The sequence below is a fragment of the bacterium SCSIO 12844 genome, from assembly GCA_024397935.1.
Lineage (GTDB): Bacteria > Pseudomonadota > Gammaproteobacteria > Francisellales > Francisellaceae > M0027.
On the sequence record CP073743.1, the window covers coordinates 2,396,109 to 2,416,126 of the forward strand.

21 protein-coding genes are annotated in these 20,018 nt (G+C 32.1%); 6 read left to right on the forward strand and 15 right to left on the reverse strand.

All coding sequences use genetic code 11. The annotated features are described in order from the left end of the window. Positions 1-61: 61 nt before the first annotated feature. Genes hemB through KFE69_10710 form a run of 6 tightly spaced genes read right to left on the reverse strand, consistent with a single transcriptional unit; the run spans position 62 to position 5,097 of the window. Positions 62-1,036, reverse strand: a complete 975-nt coding sequence (hemB, locus tag KFE69_10685; protein UTW41963.1) for a porphobilinogen synthase — start codon at positions 1,034-1,036, stop codon at positions 62-64. 8 nt (positions 1,037-1,044) lie between these two features. Beyond that, entirely contained in the window at positions 1,045-1,335 is a 291-nt protein-coding gene (yhbY, locus tag KFE69_10690) for a ribosome assembly RNA-binding protein YhbY (GenBank protein ID UTW41964.1), read from the reverse strand. 42 nt (positions 1,336-1,377) lie between these two features. Further along, positions 1,378-2,361, reverse strand: coding sequence for a hypothetical protein (locus KFE69_10695; GenBank protein ID UTW41965.1), 984 nt, complete (start codon positions 2,359-2,361; stop codon positions 1,378-1,380). Then, entirely contained in the window at positions 2,358-3,359 is a 1,002-nt protein-coding gene (sohB, locus tag KFE69_10700; protein ID UTW41966.1) for a protease SohB, read from the reverse strand. Before sohB ends, KFE69_10695 begins: the two co-directional genes overlap by 4 nt. Positions 3,360-3,372: 13 nt before the next feature. Beyond that, the gene (gene ribD, locus KFE69_10705; GenBank protein ID UTW44055.1) at positions 3,373-4,440 is read right to left on the reverse strand and encodes a bifunctional diaminohydroxyphosphoribosylaminopyrimidine deaminase/5-amino-6-(5-phosphoribosylamino)uracil reductase RibD; all 1,068 of its coding nucleotides are present in this window, start codon (positions 4,438-4,440) and stop codon (positions 3,373-3,375) included. 42 nt (positions 4,441-4,482) lie between these two features. Beyond that, positions 4,483-5,097 (reverse strand): glutathione S-transferase N-terminal domain-containing protein, encoded by a 615-nt coding sequence (locus tag KFE69_10710; protein UTW41967.1) that lies wholly within the window; start codon positions 5,095-5,097, stop codon positions 4,483-4,485. A gap of 220 nt (positions 5,098-5,317) precedes the next feature. Between KFE69_10710 and KFE69_10715 the strand changes: the two genes are divergently transcribed. Then, positions 5,318-5,941 carry a PQ-loop repeat-containing protein gene (locus KFE69_10715; protein ID UTW41968.1) on the forward strand — a complete coding sequence of 208 codons (624 nt, stop codon included), beginning with the start codon at positions 5,318-5,320 and terminating at the stop codon, positions 5,939-5,941. A gap of 23 nt (positions 5,942-5,964) precedes the next feature. Here the strand turns inward: KFE69_10715 and KFE69_10720 are convergent, their stop codons facing one another. The 4 genes from KFE69_10720 to KFE69_10735 form a co-directional block, all read right to left on the reverse strand. Next, the gene (locus KFE69_10720) at positions 5,965-6,879 is read right to left on the reverse strand and encodes a hypothetical protein (GenBank protein UTW41969.1); all 915 of its coding nucleotides are present in this window, start codon (positions 6,877-6,879) and stop codon (positions 5,965-5,967) included. Then, positions 6,863-7,735 carry an ABC transporter ATP-binding protein gene (locus KFE69_10725; protein ID UTW41970.1) on the reverse strand — a complete coding sequence of 291 codons (873 nt, stop codon included), beginning with the start codon at positions 7,733-7,735 and terminating at the stop codon, positions 6,863-6,865. The genes KFE69_10720 and KFE69_10725 overlap by 17 nt, the downstream gene beginning before the upstream one ends. Then, positions 7,735-8,070, reverse strand: a complete 336-nt coding sequence (locus KFE69_10730) for a GntR family transcriptional regulator (GenBank protein ID UTW41971.1) — start codon at positions 8,068-8,070, stop codon at positions 7,735-7,737. Before KFE69_10730 ends, KFE69_10725 begins: the two co-directional genes overlap by 1 nt. A gap of 153 nt (positions 8,071-8,223) precedes the next feature. Beyond that, positions 8,224-9,288, reverse strand: a complete 1,065-nt coding sequence (locus KFE69_10735; protein UTW41972.1) for a hypothetical protein — start codon at positions 9,286-9,288, stop codon at positions 8,224-8,226. A 337-nt stretch (positions 9,289-9,625) separates the two neighbouring features. Here KFE69_10735 and KFE69_10740 point away from each other — a divergent pair, with 337 nt between their 5' ends. The 4 genes from KFE69_10740 to KFE69_10755 all read left to right on the forward strand — a co-directional run bounded on the left by KFE69_10740 (position 9,626) and on the right by KFE69_10755 (position 12,933). Then, on the forward strand, positions 9,626-11,179 hold the full coding sequence (locus tag KFE69_10740; protein ID UTW41973.1) for a cytochrome ubiquinol oxidase subunit I: 1,554 nt from the start codon (positions 9,626-9,628) through the stop codon (positions 11,177-11,179). Continuing rightward, positions 11,176-12,303, forward strand: coding sequence for a cytochrome d ubiquinol oxidase subunit II (cydB, locus tag KFE69_10745; GenBank protein UTW41974.1), 1,128 nt, complete (start codon positions 11,176-11,178; stop codon positions 12,301-12,303). Before KFE69_10740 ends, cydB begins: the two co-directional genes overlap by 4 nt. Positions 12,304-12,315: 12 nt before the next feature. After that, positions 12,316-12,537 carry a hypothetical protein gene (locus KFE69_10750; protein ID UTW41975.1) on the forward strand — a complete coding sequence of 74 codons (222 nt, stop codon included), beginning with the start codon at positions 12,316-12,318 and terminating at the stop codon, positions 12,535-12,537. A 168-nt stretch (positions 12,538-12,705) separates the two neighbouring features. Then, a complete protein-coding gene (locus tag KFE69_10755; GenBank protein ID UTW41976.1) occupies positions 12,706-12,933 on the forward strand; it encodes a DUF2061 domain-containing protein in 228 nt (75 codons plus the stop codon). Here the strand turns inward: KFE69_10755 and htpG are convergent. The 4 genes from htpG to KFE69_10775 form a co-directional block, all read right to left on the reverse strand. Beyond that, positions 12,930-14,828, reverse strand: coding sequence for a molecular chaperone HtpG (htpG, locus tag KFE69_10760; protein ID UTW41977.1), 1,899 nt, complete (start codon positions 14,826-14,828; stop codon positions 12,930-12,932). The genes KFE69_10755 and htpG overlap by 4 nt on opposite strands. A gap of 80 nt (positions 14,829-14,908) precedes the next feature. After that, positions 14,909-16,726, reverse strand: coding sequence for an excinuclease ABC subunit UvrC (gene uvrC, locus KFE69_10765; protein ID UTW41978.1), 1,818 nt, complete (start codon positions 16,724-16,726; stop codon positions 14,909-14,911). Between the two features lie 3 nt (positions 16,727-16,729). Then, positions 16,730-17,371, reverse strand: coding sequence for a UvrY/SirA/GacA family response regulator transcription factor (gene uvrY / locus KFE69_10770; GenBank protein UTW41979.1), 642 nt, complete (start codon positions 17,369-17,371; stop codon positions 16,730-16,732). A 205-nt stretch (positions 17,372-17,576) separates the two neighbouring features. Beyond that, positions 17,577-18,383 carry a hypothetical protein gene (locus KFE69_10775; GenBank protein ID UTW41980.1) on the reverse strand — a complete coding sequence of 269 codons (807 nt, stop codon included), beginning with the start codon at positions 18,381-18,383 and terminating at the stop codon, positions 17,577-17,579. A gap of 395 nt (positions 18,384-18,778) precedes the next feature. On the opposite strand from KFE69_10775, the gene arsC reads away from it, so the two are divergent. Next, complete coding sequence (gene arsC / locus KFE69_10780) at positions 18,779-19,153, forward strand: arsenate reductase (glutaredoxin) (GenBank protein ID UTW44056.1); 375 nt, start codon at positions 18,779-18,781, stop codon at positions 19,151-19,153. Here the strand turns inward: arsC and nadC are convergent. Continuing rightward, positions 19,133-20,014 carry a carboxylating nicotinate-nucleotide diphosphorylase gene (gene nadC / locus KFE69_10785; protein UTW41981.1) on the reverse strand — a complete coding sequence of 294 codons (882 nt, stop codon included), beginning with the start codon at positions 20,012-20,014 and terminating at the stop codon, positions 19,133-19,135. The genes arsC and nadC overlap by 21 nt on opposite strands. Positions 20,015-20,018 lie beyond the last annotated feature (4 nt).

Here is a 20,018-nt window from a genome sequence, read left to right on the forward strand (position 1 = left end):
CATTGCCAATGGCATAAGTAAATTATTTTATTTAGCTTTGAAAAATAGCAATACTATTTATTTAAGCTATCCAATTTGCAACATCAATTGCCGCATAAGTAATAATAAGTTTTGCCCCTGCACGCTTTAATCCATAAAGTGTTTCAAGCATAATGGCTTTTTCATCCACCCAACCTTTTTCAGCTGCAGCTTTAACAAGCGCATACTCTCCACTGATATGGTAAGCAACCATAGGTAAATTGGTTACTTCGCTAACTCGATAAATAATATCCATATAAGCTAATGCTGGTTTTACCATTAAAAAGTCCGCACCTTCAATCTCATCAAGAGATGCTTCACGTAATGCTTCTTTAGCGTTTCTAAAGTCCATTTGATAGGTTTTTCTGTCACCTTTAGGCGAAGAATCACAGGCAGCACGAAATGGGCCATAAAAAGCTGATGCATATTTTACTGCATAGGACATAATTGCAGTATCAACGAAACCTACCTTGTCTAGGCCTTCACGCATCGCTTGAATCATACCATCGATCATACCACTGGGCGCAACAATATCAGCACCAGCTTGTGCATGTGATATGGCTGTTTTTGCTAATAGCGGTAACGTTTCATCATTTAACACAACATCATGATGATGATCATAAATACCACAGTGACCTTCTTCGGTATAGGCACATAAACACACATCGGTAATCACAACTAAATTAGGTGCTTGTTTTTTTATTGCCTTAATTGCCTGTTGAACAATTCCATCATCACTATAGTTTTCAGATGCATTTTTATCTTTAATTTTTGGAATACCAAATAAAATTACAGCTGGAACTTTAGCACTAACAACTTGAGCAATAATCTCATCTAGGCGATCAACAGACCAATGATACTGACCCGGCATTGGTTTGATTTCATTTTTTACATTATTACCATGAACGACAAAAATTGGATAAATTAAGTCATTAACTGAAAGCACAGTCTCTGAAACCATATTGCGTAATGTATGACTACTACGTAGCCGTCTTGGCCGCTCTAGTGGAAATACCATGATTTTTATTAATCCTTTTTATTCTTTTTCTTCTCTTTTCTTTTGCGGTATAAAACAACAATACGACCAATTTGTTGAACTAATTGGCAATGTAGTTTCCCTGTTATTTCCGTAGCAATTAGTTTTCTATCATCACGTTCAGCGGCTATTTTTACCTTAATTAACTCATGATGTTCTAGGGCTTGGTCGATTTCTAATAATACATTCTCAGTTAAACCTTTATCACCAATCCAGATAATTGCATCTAAATGATGTGCTTTTGCTTTTAGTTCTTGTCTTTGTTTTGGGGTTAATATCATTAATATTTCCTTTAATTTTCTTAAATAGTGTTAATATTATTTCTAGTGCGTTTTTAATTCATAATTAAACCAATCTTCAAGCCAAAGGGTTTTATTTAAATGAAATCCTTTATAAATTGCTTCATTAAGTTGGTTAAGTTTTTGATAACAGCTCATTAACACATCATACGAATAAAATTTTGATGCCATCTCAATTTGTTCTATACAATCTTTATGGATAATTGCATCAAACGCACTTAATTTGAGTTTTATTATATCAGTAATCAGTGTATATAACCAAAAAACAATTATCTCAAACTGATCATCTTTTATTGACTGAATAAAATCAAATAACTGCTTGCGTGATAATAATAAACTAATTAACTGATCTCTTAATTGTAATTGACTTGTATCTTCAATTAGTTTTCTAATAACTAAAGGCTTACCATAAGCCATTAACCAAAGTGCTGAAACATCTATATCCGTATTAATCAATTGGCCCTGTGACTGTAGCCATTTAACTGTATCATCAAGTGTAATATGAACAACTATTTTTTCACATCGACTGGCTATCGTTGGTAGTAATTGATCTATATAATCTGTCTCAAGTAAAAAGAATGTATTCTCTGGTGGCTCTTCAAGTAACTTTAATAAGGCATTTGCAGAAGCTTCATTTAAGCGTTGTAGTTTTTCTATGATAATAATGCGCTTACCTTTTTGATTAACACCGACTTTACTATACGATGTTAAATAAACCCGTGACTTAAGCGCTCTTATCGCATCAACACGAATCACCGCATCATCTTTTGCAATCTCAAATACATCAGGATGTACTTGCTGAGAATTCCATAATTGACAGTCTCTACAGTTATTACAAGCAACTAAACTATCATTAGCATTACAGGTTAACCCTTTCGCTAACTCAACTAATAATGCCTCAATTCCACTACCTGATTTAGCTTGAAATAATAAAGCATGTGACAAGCGGTTTGCTTTTAGTGCTTTATCTAAGTTTGTGATAACTGATTCAAACCATGGATAAATCATAATTCAGGCTGCTTCATTAACCATGACTGTGTTTTTGAGGTTATTTTTTTCATTGCTGATTGTTTTTGTTTATAAGTGACTTCATAAACTGATTTACCTTCTGTATTAAATAAACCAAATAAATAATCGTCACTCGTTGAGATATGATCAACTAAGCCCAATTGATAAGCATCATCACCCAGCCAATATTCGCCAGTTGCTACTTTGTCAACATCCAACTGCGCCCTAAAGGTTTGAATATGTTTTTTAAATAAACGATGAATTTCTTCTAATTCAGCTTTAAATTTTTCACGACCTTCTTGAGTATTTTTACCAAATACAGTTAATGTTCTTTTAAACTGGCCTGCTGTATGCTGTTCAAAATCAATACCACGACTCTCAAGCCAACGATGAAAGTTAGGTAATTGACTAATAACACCAATTGAACCAATAATTGCAAATGGTGCAGCTAAAATCTTATCAGCAACAGATGCCATCATATAACCACCGCTAGCTGCTACTTTATCAATGATAATCGTTAAAGGTATATTTGCTTTACGAATACGTTCAAGTTGAGATGCTGCTAAACCATAACCATGTACCGTACCACCTGGTGAAGTTAATTTAATAACCACTTCATCGTCACTTGTTGCAATACTTAAAATAGCCGTGATTTCTTCTCGTAGTGATTCAACTTGAGAGGCATGAATATCTCCATCAAACTGCAATACAAATACACGTAGCTTTTGCTCATCTTTTTTAGATTGTGCTTTCTTTTGACGTTTATCTTCTTTCAGTAATGCTTTAATTTCTGATTTAGGTAATACTTCAGTGACTATTTTTTTCTTAGTTTCTTTATATTGCTCATCTAATGACTTAATATGTAACTGACCTTTTTTGCGTACTTTATTCTTAGCTGCAATTGCAACAATACCTGCAAAGACAATTAAAATTGCAATAACAAGGGTTATCACTTCTGCTAAGAAAAAGACATAGTCTGTTAAATGTGCTAACCACATAAACGTTCATCCTTTATTTTTTTCGATAAATACTTCTTATATCATCACCTAAGGGCGATACCGACTCAAGTGTGAACTGACATTTTTCAGCCATTGTATTATAACTTAAATCAAATAATGGCTTCGCTGTTTTACCCATCACACATGGTGCTATATAATACCAGAATTCATCAATTAAACCAGCTTGTAAAAAGCTTGCTGCAAGCTTATGCCCTGTTTCAACTAATACATCATAAATAGCATATTTTTCTTTTAAAATAAAAAGTAAGTTTACTAATAAACTTTCATCAAATGCTAATTTTACAATGTCTACATTTTTATTTTCTAACATTGCTATTTTTTCTGCATCTTCAGATGCACTGACGATGGCACATTGCCCCTGAGCATGGATAATATTAGCATCAACTGGTATCTTCAATTTACGATCAATTACAACCCTTAAAGGTTGATCTATCGCTATATCTTCAGTTAACTTTCTGACTGTTAATGATGGATTATCTGCTAGTACGGTACCAATGCCTGTAATAATTGCACCACTTCTTGCTCTAAGCTTTTGAACATCATTCCGTGACTTTTCAGAAGTAATCCATTTACTTTCACCTGAGGCCATTGCTGTACGCCCATCAAGGCTTGCAGCAAGTTTTAAACGCACATAAGGTTCAGATGTAGTCATCACCTTTAAAAAACCTTTATTTAAATTATCAGCTTGATCGGTTAAACAACCGCTAATAACTTCAATACCTGCATCTTTTAGTATCTTAATACCATTAACCTCTGGATTAGGATCAACCGAGGCAATAATAACACGTTTAATGCGAGCTTTAATCAGTGCATTGACACAAGGTGGTGTTTTACCATAATGAGAACAAGGTTCTAGGGTCACATAAACTGTTGCATTTTCAGGACTAAAGCCTAACGCTTTACAATGATTTAATGCATTAATTTCTGCATGAGCAAAACCTGCCTTTTGATGATAGCCTTGGCCAATAATCTGATTATCTTTAACGATAATACAACCAACAGCAGGATTTGGCCGTGCCGTATAAATTCCTTTTTCAGCCAGTGTAATTGCTTTTTGCATCACCCATTGATCAAAAGCATTTAAAACATAGGTACTCAAAAATTACTCTTCTTCTAAAACAAAAGGTATTTGTTTTTCCGCTTTAGATAATGATTTTTTAAATGAATCACGTGAGAATAAACGCTCTGCATAAGTTTTCACTGCACCAAAGTTACCATTAAGCTGAATTCCTAATAAAGGTAAGCGCCATAATAAAGGCACTAAAGTACAATCAGCTAACGATAGCTCATCAGCCATAAAATACTCACTTGATGCAAAAATAGGCTCAATGGCTTTAAAGCTATCAATCAGTGCTTTTTTAGCAACATCCGCATCTTTATCGGCATTTAAAATCATATGCATCATTGCATACCAATCTCGTTCAATCCTTAAAATTGCAAGCCTTGTTTTAGAGCGCATAACAGGATAGCCCGGCATTAAGGCAGGCATTGGATAACGCTCATCTAAATAATACATAATCACATCAGCATCATAAAAAGTCTGATCACGCTCTTGTAAAACAGGCAGACTACCATATGGGTTTAATGCTTTAATTTTCTGCGCATCTTTTTTAGGATTTAATTCCACTAGTTGAAAAGGAATCTTTTTTTCAGCTAGAATATAACGAATTCTGTGACAATAAACACATTCGCTATTAGAATATAAAATCAACGACATAATAGCTCCAATTTCTTCAATAAAAAGTAAGATTAACTTTTACCATCTCAATAATAAAGCAATCTTAATCACTTTAATGGCAGCGGTCAACTGAATATGATTATGCATATCATTTAAACTAACATGCTTAATTGTGATTTATATGATCTCTGTTATAATCTTGTCACTTTTATTGTAATTGATTTTTTGTAAATGTAATTGCCAAAATTGGGAACCAACCATGATTGAGGTCATTGGAGCATATAGTTTAAATATTTCACTTATACTCTATTGTGTTTATTTTATTCCACAGATTGTTTATAACCAAATCATAAAAAAAACCGATCAAATTAGTCTTGTGACACAAGGTTTAATGGTTATAGCAAATTTATGTGATTTTATTTATGGATTTTATTTATTTATGCCGTGGCAGTATAAATTAGTAACGATTCTTTCATTAAGCTTTTTAGCCATTCAACAAATTCAAATTGGGCTAAAACAATATAAAAACTTTAACTTTATTGCTCTAAGTATCCTACTTGTTATATTTTTAGGAATCGTTATCAATACCATTGATAAAATGAATCTTCCGCCTAGTTCAATTAATTTATTTGGTCTTATAACTGATATTATTTATTGGGTATATTGGATACCACAAATCCTATTTAACTGGAGACATAAAAAAGCCGATGGATTTAGCCAAGTTTTTCTTTATTTAACCTTATTTGCCAGTATTTGTGATGAAATTTCTGCATTAACCTTAGGTTGGAACTATCCAAGTATCATTGGGCCATTGGTTATTATTGCGATGATTGTTACTATTTTATTCCAACATAAACTATATAACAAGCATATTTTTGGATAAAAAACCTAATAAAATTGAATAATTTATAACCGATCAAATCGAAAACAGCGATATCGCAACAATCCTGCAATACTGATAAAAATAACACCGACAATCAACCCCCATAGCAAATGAGTATTCATTAATACTTCTTTAAATGAACCAGACTGTATATTAACAATTTGGTCATGATAATTTATTGATTCAAACAAACTACCCCAAACCATTACTGCATCAGTAAAGCACATACTAATTGCATTGGATAAATAGGCTGTATGAAAAAATAAACTCTCGATGATCATAATTAAAATGACCGGTAATATCGCAGTTAAAAATGGTGAGCGTTTTGCAAAAGCTGAAGCTAACATACACCAAGCAAATAATGGAAATAACCAAATACCTTGTATATAAAATGCAAAGAGCATTTTTACCCAAACAAGTACAATACTACCGACTGGCCATAAGTGACTAATCGGTCCAATACCTAATATCAAAGCCACAATAGTTAATAAAACCAAACAAATAAATTCAGTAATAATAATACAAACCCAAGTAAAAATAGGTGCAATAAAAATCCCAGCAATAATTTTAGCGATAATACTTTCTGTGTGTGTAATTGGCATTGATAACCAAAATAATAAACTACGATCTTTGCGATCATTGTATAACGAACCTAAAAAGAAATTAAATACCACAAGCCACATAATCAGCATTAGAGGTGATGCAATGACATAAAATACATTTTGTACGAACCCATCTGAAAGTGTTGATAAATCAGATACGTTTCCCTGATTCATGCCATTAATTACTTCATCACCATTATATAGAAATAAAGAAAATGAACAAAACGCTATAAAAAGAATTATAAATGCCAAAACTAAAGGTGCTTTTAAAAAGGCAACTTTATTTTCCCAATACTCACGCTTAATTAAAGTATAAAGCTTATTTAATATCGCCATAATTGCCCTCCTCACTTAGAACTTTTGCCTGGAAGATATCACTAATCGATGGGCAATATACTTCTCCATAAGGTATTAAAGTTTCTTTTACAATACCTTCAAATATATACTCGACTTCATTGAATTTTTTCTGCGTATATAATGGGTTTAAAGCCATTAATTCTTTCTGATTATTCACTGATTTAACTGCATAAAACTTTGTCTCTAATTCATTAACAGGTGAGTTTAACAAAATTTTACCACTATTTAACATCATAATATGACTTAATAAACCTTCGACTTCTTCTATCTGGTGTGTTGTTACAATAATGGTTCTATTTTCATTAAAATAATCATTTAATAAGCTTTGATAAAAACGTTTACGATAAATAATATCTAAGCCTAAAGTCGGCTCATCTAAAATTAATAACTCAACATCAATTGCCATAACTAGGGCTAAATGCAATTGAACAATCATACCCTTTGATAATTCACGTACCTTTTGCTTTGGTTTAATATCGGTTTTCTTTAGAAATTCACGCGCCCTTTCTTCATTAAACTTTGGGTGCACCCCTTTAACAAATTCAACAGCATCATCACAAATTAACCACTTAGGTAATATTGCCACATCGGCGATAAAGCACATTCTTTGCATTAGTTGATGGCGTTTATAAGCTGGATTTAATCCTAAAACATTTAAACTTCCCTCATAATGCGTCAAACCTAATAAGGTTTTTAAAAGTGTTGTTTTACCAGCGCCATTAGGGCCAATTAAACCAACAATCTGCCCTTTAGCAATTTCAAAATTTACACAGTTCAATGCTTTATGATTGCCATAAGCTTTGGTTAAGTTATCTGCTTTAATTAAAGCGCTCATTATTCAAGCTCCTTAAAACTAATGTTAAGCCTTTGGATTTCTTTTTTAATCTTAGGCCACTTTTCTTCTAAAAAATGTTGTTTTTCTGTAATTAATAATTGTGCTTTTGCATTTGCTTTAACCTGCATACCAAGTCCACGTTGCTTTTCAACAATATTATCTTCTACTAAACGTTGATAGGCTTTAGAGACTGTTAGTGGGTTAATTTGATAATCCAAGCTTAATTGACGTACTGAAGGTAAAAAATCATTTTCTTTAATTTTATCATCTAAGATATTAGCAATGATGATCTCTTTAATTTGTAAATAAATTGGTTTATCGTTTTGCCAATTCATGATTAAGCTTAAGCCTTATAATATTTAGACATTTTAATTGTTCAATTGCAACTATAGACAATATTGGTGTATTAGTCAAGTAATACAGTGATCATATATTAATAGAAATCATAGATGTATTTGAAGTCCATTTTTTTATAATTTATTATTAGTTTAATATTCATAATCTGAATCATCAGAAAACTCATTACCATCAACAAAATTATTTAAACAAATAGCTGGAGGGCTTTGAGGTATAATTGTTTTAGATACTTTTGATACCTTTTCAGATAGTTCAGAGTCATAATATTTATCTTGATTTTTTCTTTTATTACCACTAACTGGCAACTTATTTTCAACACTATAGTCAGAATCATTTAAGGCAATATCAAACTCAATTTCATTATACGGGGGATTATCTATTTTAAAATCATAGCCTTGAAGTAATACAGCTAGCTTACAAAACTGATCAAATGAAGTTATTCGATCTTGTCGATCATTTTTTATATACCCTATTAATGCTAAATTATGATCATTCGCATAACTTGACTCAGCAAAGTTTAATAAAATATTTTCTTTCATCCATTGATCAAAATCATCAGCTACTAATTTTATCCTTATATCTTCAGATATATGTGGCTTAATCTTGCTTCCATAATGATATGGATGAGCACTTAATACTTCTCGAGCATAGTTAACTTCATCACAAGGTGGATTTGTTGTTTTATATTGATAACTGATATTTAGCATCTTAGCAACTTGGCAAAGTTCTTCAAAAGATCTTATATATTTAAAACCTCTATCTTTTTTTAAAAAGTCAACCAATGCCTTATTATGATCATAAAAGTAAGGAGAATCATCATTATATCGTTTTATATGCTCCATCCATTGATGAAATTTTGCTGCTGCTAGCTCTACTCTAGTAATATTTGGCATTGTTGGTCTTTGAGCGCCAAAAGCAATATTAGAAGAATTAATAATCGTTGCACCAAAATCAGCTGCGCTACATGGAGGGTTTGTTATTTCATAGCCATAGCCTTTAAGACTCTTAGCTACTTCACAAAGTGCTTCATAACTTTTAATATCTTCAAACCCTTTACCAAATTTTAAAAATTCAACCAATGCTTTATTATAATTTTTGGCATATTCTAACCAAATTGATGGTTGATACTTTTTAGTATCTTCAAGCCACTGATTAAATTTATAAAGTATTTTTTCTAAGTCTTCTTGTCCAAACATATGTTTACCCCATCTTATTAAATAAGAAACCATTATATTAGATTCATTTATTTCTTTTATTTTAAAAATAAAAAATATGAAATGCTAAGAATTTTTTATATCAAAATATACTACTTAGTATTTATTCTAAAACTTTTAAAACTCTATTACTTAAAAAACTAAAAATGAACAATGTGACTCATTTGCAATCAGTCTGCTTGTAATAAATTTTATTTAATATTTTTGATAAATGTTTAAATAAATTCTTCTAAATTAACCTATTTACTCTATAAACATCTTTAAATTTTGGACATTTTGCTTTAATTTGTTGTTATCAAATGAAACTTAACATAAGTGAATGAAAATGAGTTTTATTCCACTAACTGAGGTCGTTGATCTCTCACGTGTACAATTTGCATTTACGGCAATGTATCACTTTATCTTTGTCCCTTTAACACTTGGCCTTGCCTGGCTTTTAGTTATTATGGAGACAAAGTACTTAACCACAGGGAAACCAATTTATAAATCGATGACCCAATTCTGGGGTAAGCTTTTAGGCATTAACTTCGCCCTCGGTGTTGTCTCAGGCATGACCATGGAATTTGAATTTGGCCAAAATTGGTCTTACTTTTCACGGTTTATTGGTGGCAGCTTTGGACCTATTTTGGCCATTGAGGGCATTACGGCATTTATGCTTGAAGCAACGATGATTGGTTTATTCTTTTTTGGTTGGGATAAATTATCAAGAAAAATGCACTGGTTTGTTACATTACTATTAGCCATTGGCTCTTCACTATCAATTGTTAATATCTTAGCTGCAAATAGTTGGATGCGACATCCAATTTTTACTAACTTTGACATTGCACATATGAATTTAGGACTAACATCATTAGCCGGCCTATATTTAAGTGAATTAGCCCAAATATCCGTTGGTCATGTTGCTTTTGCTGCATTTACCTTAGCAAGTATGTTTGTCATTGGTATCTCAGCATTTTATCTGAAACATAACCAACATCGTGAATTTGCAATTAAATCTATGTCAATTGCTGCAGGGTTTGGCTTTATTTGCGTTTTAGCCGTCGGCTTTTATGGTGATCAAAATGGCCTAGAAGTTGCAAAAGACCAACCTGAAAAAATGGCTGCAATTGAAGCACAATGGGAAACTCAAAAACCACCTGCAAGCTGGTATATGGTTGGCATTCCACACCAACAACAAGAAGATAATAGCTATGTATTATCCATACCTTATGCATTAAGCTTAATTGCCGATCATAACTTAACGGGTACTGTTGAAGGCTTAAAGCCAATTATGGCAAGCTATTACCAACCCATTAAATCTGGCTATGTTGCTTTAGAAAAACTTATTAAAATTAGATCTGGTAAGGCAACCAAAGAAGATGAAGCAATCTTTGAAGCTAACAAAGAAAACCTTGGCTTTGGCTTTTTATATCATAGTGTTAATGGCATGGATGCAAAACTTACTCACAAAGGGATTGTCAAAACACAAAAAGCGTCAATTCCTGAAGTATGGATTTCATTCTGGTCATTTAGACTAATGCTTGGTATGTGGGGTATTATGCTACTTGTTTTACTATTCGCAGTTATACGAATCTATTATCATAAAATACAATTTAAAAAGTATATGCTATGGATTTTTATGCTTGTCATTCCAGCACCTTATATTGCTGTTGAATGTGGTTGGATACTCTGTGAAAACGGCCGTCAACCGTGGATGGTTTATAAAATAATTCCAACAGGCATTGGTAGCTCAAACCATTATGTAAGTACTTTAATTATTACTATCTGTGGTTTCGCATTGATCTATGCCACCTTATTTATACTCGAATTATTCTTAATGTTTAAATATGCACGTCTAGGCCCTGGAAAATACATTGCGGAGAATGCCAAATGATTAGTTATGAATTTTTACAAGTTTTTTGGTGGTTAGTGCTAGGGATTATGTTTTGTATTTATGCATCCACTGCAGGTTATGATCTTGCTGTTACAATGATTTTTCCATGGCTTAAATCAGAAGAAGATAGACGCATTGTACTTAATACCTCAGCACCTGTTTGGGATGGTAATAATACTTGGATTATCTTTATTGGTGGTTTAATGTTTGTGGTTTTTCCACCCTTATATGCGATTTCATTCTCAGGTCTTCTTGCCGCTATTTACTGTATATTATGGAGCTTTTTTCTAAGACCCGTTGGTTATGATTACCGAGGAAAAATTGACTCACATAAATGGAGAAGAATGTGGGACTATCTATTATTTATCAGTGCTTTTATTCCAGTACTTGTTTTTGGTGTAGCTGCTTCTAATGCATTTATTGGTTTTGGTTATCAAACAGATCCTATTTTTTTAAGAACTGACTTTAATGAAACCTTTTGGGAATTATTATCTGTTTGCGGGATTTTAGGTGGACTTAGTTCATTATTGATGCTGTTAGCTCACGGTGGCATTTATATTGCCAGAAGAACGGAAGATCATTTGCGTGCCTTAGGTAAGAAAATTCATTTTGTATGTACCATTTTATTTATCATTGCATTTATCTTAATGGCGCTTTTCATTGTCTTTATTTATGGCTTTGACTATAAAGTTGTAGCTAATTCTTATGATATTGTTGCCATCTACAAGCCTCATGGCTGGTGGACTAACTTAATCGCCCATCCTTGGAAATTTCTAGGGCCTATCGGTATTGTCATCTTTATTATATTAAGCTTAATACTTAATTATAAAAATAAATTTGCTTTAGCCTTCTGGGCAAATACAGGCGTTATCTTTTCAACCATTGGTTCAACTGGATTAATCTTATATCCTTATATTTTTCCATCCTATGAAAAACCCCAACAAAGCTTAACACTTTGGAATGCAACACCTAGCCATTATACATTACAAAGCCTTTTCTATATTGCTATTGTCTGTTTTGTAATTGTTACAATCTACAGATTATTTGGCTATTACACACTGTGGCATAAAGAAAAAACAATTACTAAAAAAATCTATGAAGAAAACAAAAATCATTTTTATTGATGGAGTTTAATGATGAAAAAAGCAAAATTAACCTACCTATTATCACTTTTAATTTTAATCGTATTGATTGTATTAGAGTACACAATCACTCTACCCTTTAATAGCTATATTCTAACCCTTATTTTTCTATTTTTAGCTTTAATTTCAGGCTTTTCCCTATGCACTATTTCTGAAAAATATTTTGAGAAAAATAAAGACAAGCAATCTAATGACTCTGATAATTTAACTTCTTAAATAATCAACAATCATATAGCCACCTAAAAAATCCTTAATTATCAACTAAAATAATAAATAGAATTTATTTTAAACAAAATAATATTTACATTATAAAAAAGGGAATTTATACCCACTTATATAGTATTACTAATTCCCTTTTATTTAGATAATCATAAAAGGTGGTACATGGCTGATACGCATTATAGAAGTTTATTAAAAGCCATTAGTTGGCGTATTATTTCTGTTATATTTACAACGCTAATAAGTTGGATTATTACAGGTAGTTTCAAGATAGCCATTTCAATTGGCATTATTGATGTAGCTGTTAAAATTTTTCTATTTTATTTTCATGAGCGGATATGGCAACGTATTAAACTAGGTAAAATGAAACGCAAACCATATCCACCGCCTTAAACAGCTTTCAAATGCTTATTGACTAAATGGACAAAGCCTGCTGGATCTTCCAATTGACCACCTTCAGAAAGAACCGCTTGTTGATGTAGTAGATTTGTCCAGTCAGCAAAAACAGCTTCATCTTGCTCTTCTTTAAGGTGCTTAACTAAATCATGACTTGGGTTAATCTCCAAAATTGGTTTAGACATACCAAAACCTGGTTGACCTGCTTCTGCCATAACTTTTTGCAAATGCAAACTCATACCGTGATCACCAATAACAAGACAGCTTGGTGAATCAGTTAAACGTTTTGAAATACGTACCTCTTCAATTTTTTCACCAAGTACTTCTTTCATCTGTTTAATGACAGACTCAAAGTCTTCTTTGGCTTTTTCTTGTTCTTTTTTATCATCTTCATTATCTAACTCACCTAAATCTAAATCACCTTTAGCAATTGACTTAAGTGCTTTGCCATCAAACTCTGTTAAATGAGATGCTAACCATTCATCAACACGGTCAGATAATAATAACACTTCAATACCTTTTTTATTGAAAATTTCTAACTGCGGATTATTTTTAGCTGCCGTATAACTTTCACCTGTTACATAATAGATATCTTTCTGCTCTGGTTTCATACGTGCGATGTATTCTTTTAATGAAATATCTTGAGCATCAGTGCCATTATGTGTTGATGCAAAGCGCAATAAATCAGCAATTTTTTCTTTATTATCCTGATCTTCAATCACACCTTCTTTTAAGACTTGACCAAATGCAGCATAGAATTTTTCATATTGTTCTAAATCATTTTTAGCCATTTTAGCTAACATATCCAAAACTTTTTTAACGCTGGCTTTTTTGATTTTATCTAAAATACGGTTATGTTGAAGAATCTCACGTGAGATATTCAGTGGTAAGTCACTTGAATCAATAACACCTTTTACAAATCGTAAATATTGAGGCATTAACTCTGTACTTTCCATAATAAAGACACGCTGAACATATAAATGAATACCGCTTTTACGATCACGTTCCCATAAATCAAATGGTGCTTTTTCAGGTAAATAAAGTAATGTTGTATACTCTTGATTACCTTCAACTTTATTATGCGTCCAAGTCAATGGATCAGCAAAGTCATGTGAAATATGCTTATAAAATTCTTTATATTCTTCATCGCTAATTTCATTTTTAGATCTCTGCCATAAAGCTTTAGCTTTATTGACCGTCTCCCACTCATCTAAAACAGTCTCATTACCTTTATCATCATGTTCACGCTTTTTCATTTGAATTGGAAACGCGATATGATCTGAATACTTAGTAATAATGCTACGCAGGCGCCAATTATCCAAAAATTCTGCTTCTTCGTCTTTCAAATGCAAAATAACTTCTGTACCACGTGTTGCTTTAGTAATTGTCTCAAGTGAGAACTCTCCATCACCCTTAGACTGCCAACGTATACCTTCATCTGAACTTAAACCTGCTCTACGTGTATTAACTGTTACTTCATCAGCAACGATAAAAGCAGCATAAAAACCAACACCAAATTGACCGATTAACTGTGAATCTTTTGCTTTATCACCAGATAAAGCTTCTAAAAACTGCTTTGTACCTGATTTAGCAATTGTTCCTAGGTTTTCAATTGCTTCTTCACGTGACATACCAATACCATTATCACGAACAGTTACTGTTTTATTTTCTTTATCAAAATCAACCTGGATGGTTAATTCTGAGTTATCTTCCATTAATTCAGGTTTAGCGATCGCTTCAAATCTAAGCTTCTCTGATGCATCTGATGCATTTGAAATTAATTCTCTTAAAAAGATCTCTTTATTTGAATACAAAGAATGAATCACTAAATGTAATAATTGCTTTACTTCAGTTTGAAAACCAAATGTTTCTTTATTCTCTGCCATTGTCATTAATCACTCCATCTTTTTTATCAACATAATTAATCTAACAAAGCTAAATATTGGGTTTAATTTTCATAATTCAAGTATTTTTAGCGTTTTAAATGATTTAATATCTTTTGAGCTAATGCTTGACTAATTCCAGGTATTTTTTCTAATTCATATACGGATGCTTTTGATAATTCCTGCCAACCACCAAAATGATCTAATAAAGCCTGTCTACGTTTAGGGCCAACACCTGGAACTGCTTCAATTAATGATTGCCGTCTACCTTTCGCTACTTTTTTCCTTTGGTGTGTAATTGCAAAACGATGAGCTTCATCACGAATTCGTCTTAATAATAAAAACGCTGGATCATAGGCTTTTAAATTTACAGGTGGCTGATCAGAATATAAGTAAATATCTTCTTTACCTGAAATACGTTCTTTACCCTTAGCTAATGATAGTAGTTTAACCTTATTCTTTAGCTTAAATTCTCTAAGTACTTTTTCAGCCTCTTTAAGCTGCCCCTTGCCACCATCAATAATTAAAACATCAGGTAAATTATCTTTTTCTATACCCGATAGCGTTCTTCTTTTTACTGTTTGGGCAATTGCGGCATAATCATCGCCTGAACGTACACCTTCTATGTTATATTGTCGATACTGACTTTTATCCATACCTTTATCAGAGAAGACAACACAAGAAGCCACTGTTGCTTCTCCTTGAAAGTGACTAATATCAATACACTCAATTCTTTGTGGCACTGCTTTTAGTTTTAACCAACTAGTTAAAGCTATCAGATAATCTAAAATTTGTTGTTGGCTAATACTTTCTATTTTTAATTTTTGCTCTGCATTAATTTTTGCTAGATTCTGCCACTTTTTCTTTAAAGCTTTAGGTTGCTTTAACCATTGTATTTTGCGATTGGATAACCGAGAAATCGCAAGCACTAATTGTTGGTTAATTAAATGATTTTCAGGCACGATAATTTCATGGGGATAAAAATTACTTTGAAATTCCTTCAAATAATGTTGTGCAAGAAAGTTTTCAATCACTTCACTTTCTGAACGCTCAAGTGATAAGTTAATCATCCAATTACGATCACCGATTAAACTACCATGGCGTACGCTTAAAAGTGTTATACAAGCAAATTCATCTTTTATTGCAATACCAATAATATCAATATGTTGATTTTTAAATTGCTCTATATGCTGTTGTTCTTGAAGACGCCTTAATAACATTAATTGATCACGTAATCGTATTGCCAATTCATATGCTTCATTATCAGAAGCTTGATGCATTTTTTCTGACACAAAAGCTAATACTTCTGTTAATTTACCATCTAAAAATTGTTTTAGCATATTAACTTGTTGCTGATAGTCTTCATCTGTTGTTAATCCAACACAAGGTGCTAAACAACGCTTAATTTGGTATTGTAAACAAGGTCTTGTTCTTACTTTATAGTAACTATTTTGACATTGCCTAATTGGAAAAAGCTTTTGCAATAAACTTAAGGTATCTTTAACTGAAGATAGTGATGGATAAGGCCCAAAATAGTCATTTTTTTTATCTACTTTACCTCTAAAGCCAAATACTCGAGGAAAACGATCTTTACTAATAACAATATAAGGGTAACTCTTATCATCTTTGAAAAAAATATTATAATGTGGCTTATGTTTTTTGATTAAATTACTTTCTAAGATAAATGCGTCATAATCACTTGATGTAATTGTAAATTCAATACGCTTTATTTTTGTAACCATATACATGGTTTTTGTATCATGTGCTTTTTTTTGAAAGTAGCTATTAACCCTTTTATAAAGATTTTTTGCTTTACCAACATAAATTAGTTGGTCATCATTATTATAGAAACGGTAAATACCTGATAGTTTTGGAATTTTTTTTAGAAAAGAGGTTAATTCAGTCAAAGACTAATTATCCATTTCAATCAATTTATGCTTAAATGCAAGATGTGTTAATTCAACATCAGTTTCTACATCAAGCTTTTCAAAAAGACGATAGCGGTAACTATTAACAGTCTTTGGACTTAAATATAACTGATCAGCAATTTCTTGAACTTTCTGACCACTGGTTAGCATAATTAACACCTGTAATTCACGTTCTGATAAGTTATCAAATGGCGACTCATCATCATATGATAAATGTTTGAGCGCTAATTGTTGTGCAACTTCTGGTGAAATATAACGCTGGCCTGCATAAACTGTTTTGATCGCTTTGATAATTTCATCAACACCAGCACCTTTAGTCATATAACCTGCTGCACCGGCTTGCAATACACGTGATGGATAAGGCTCATCACCATAGACAGTGACGACAAGAACTTTTGTATTGACTTGGCCTTGTACAATACGTCTGGTTGCTTCTAAGCCACCAATACCTGGCATTTTCACATCCATTAAAACGACATCTGGTTTTAAGCTATTAACCAATTTAATTGCTTCTTCACCACTTTTCGCTTCACCAACAATTTTAATACCAGGAATATCACCTAATAACTTTTTAATGCCTAACCTTACCAAATCATGATCATCAACTAGCAATACTCTGATCAACTCAACCTCCAATGATAATCAATCTCTAAAATTATTTGTTAAAATAATACCATAGAGTAACAAATCGGTCACGATAATAGTCTACTTAAATATAACCAACACTCAAATAAAACGGTTATATTTATTTACACAAAAAAAATGCCTTAAAATTAAATAACTTTAAGGCATTCTCTCTACAAATAAATTTGATTATATCACTAAATTTCTATGGTACTAATAAAGTAACCTGATAGATTTTAGCTCCCTCTTTAAAGCTTGCAGGCATTGTCTCTTCAGAATCAACTTCACGAGCACTAAAGCCTTCATAACGATAGGTTAAATACATTAAACGGCCATCAACACAACATAACGTATCATTTAGCATACGAGGATCTTTGACTTCAATACCTACGCATTTAGAAAAGATACTTTTACCGGTTATTGTTTGCACATCACCATCATTTAAAATACGAGCAACCAATTCAAGCATGGTTTGCTTATCTTCAAAAGCTTTTTTATCGCCAATTACTGGTGATAAGTATTTACCTAATAACAACCACTCTGGTGTTGCAAATATACCATGCTTTTGAAATTCATCTGTTAAATCATTACCTGCAACAACATGAACTCCGCCATATTTACCATGACGCCAAGCTTGAATGGCTTTATCTCCATATTGTGTACCAATTTCTTTATCTGTTACACGAGCTAATGTTTGTAAATAACGTAATCGATCACCGCGAGATTCTGGAGCATATAATTCATATTCATTTTTTGTCGCTCTTGGTGGTTCTCCCTCATTAAACAACAACCAATTTGCAGAGCACTCAATTCCAAGATTCCTTGCTCGCTTACAAACTTTTTCTGCAACATATTTAGTTAAATCACGTTTATTTGATTCCACTAGGCGTAATGTTGCTACACCAATCATATCATCAAATCCAGCTTCTTCACAAAAGTTCTTCTGTGATAACTTAGTTAAACGACGTAAATAAATTACTCTATCTTTTGCATTTGAAAAGTCCAGTGCCATTTTTTTCTCTCTCTTAAGTTAATTGTCCATCCTGGCGTCCCTCAACAATATTCATCCCATTACACAACAATGCAATTTTGGAAATATTGCTTGATGCATTTATATCATACTTCAAAAGCATATGTCCAACCACTTCACAAAAAAAATTCATAATTTTCTTATAAATCATTCTTATTAAACAAGTTATACAAACTTTTTCTTATGAAATTTAATTTTTATATGAATATTTCATTTATCTTTTGCGCAGTATTTGTCTATCTATAAATTAATATTATGACTAATTAAATATATTCATTTCTAAATGGGCTAAATAGCACCTAATTAGCTATCGAATTTAGCTAATTCTTGTTATGATATTTTTTAGATTTTAAATGAAAACATACTTAGGTTTATATATGAAAATCACTCTTTATCATAACCCTAAATGCAGCAAAAGCCGCGATGCATTAGATTATTTAACTAAAAATGTTTCAGAGTTTGAAGTAATTGAATATTTAAAAACCCCACTTTCTTCAGATGAAATTTTGATTATCTGTGAAAAGCTTAATATAGCACCAAAACAATTAATTCGCACAAAAGAAAAACTTTTTTCTGAACTAGGGCTGTCGACTGATGATGATTTAAGCCATTATCAATGGGCTGAGATATTAGCAAACCACCCTTCTCTGATTGAGCGCCCCATTGTCCTTACATCAAATAATGCTGCCATCGGACGACCATTAGAAAACATTATTGATTTATTCAAACATTCAAATAAATCGCATGGATAAATCAATTGCTTGAATGTGTTTAGTAATACCACCTATTGAAATAAAATCAACACCTGTCTCTGCAATATCAACAATTGTATTTAAGTCAACATTTCCCGATGCTTCAAGTAATACTCTACCATTGGTTATATCAACAGCTTTTGTCATTTGTTCTAAATTAAAATTATCTAACATCACCACATCAGCACCCGCTAAAATAGCCTCATCAAGTTCTGAAAAATTTTCAATCTCAACTTCAATTGATTTGTCTTTGGCAATATAACGTGCATTTTGAACGGCTTGGGTAATTGAACCACAAGCTAGAATATGATTTTCTTTAATCAAAAAAGCATCAAATAATCCAATTCTATGGTTCATACCACCGCCACAATGTACTGCATACTTTTGTGCATAGCGAAACCCTGGAATCGTTTTTCTTGTATCTAAAACTTGTGCTTTTGTATGTGCTATTTTTTTTACAAATTCATTTGTTCTTGTCGCAACACCAGAGAGCATTTGCAGAAAATTCATCGCTGTTCTCTCTGCTGATAAAATAGATTTAGCATGACCATAAGCTTCAAACAAAACGGCATTTTTTGAAACTTTTTCACCATCATTAACATAACTTGTTAATTTAATATCAGGATTAACTTGTCTAAAAACTTCATAGACCCATGGCATGGCACAAACAACCATATCTTCTCTAGTAATTACTTGTGCTTTTCTATTGGTATTATCTTTAACTAACTCTGCTGTAATATCACCTGTATTAATATCTTCATCTAAGGCAGAAGCCACCATAGATTGAATTAATTTATCTTCTACTTTATCTATTTGTTTTATATTTAAATGTAATTGATTATTCTTTGTTACTTCAAACATATTA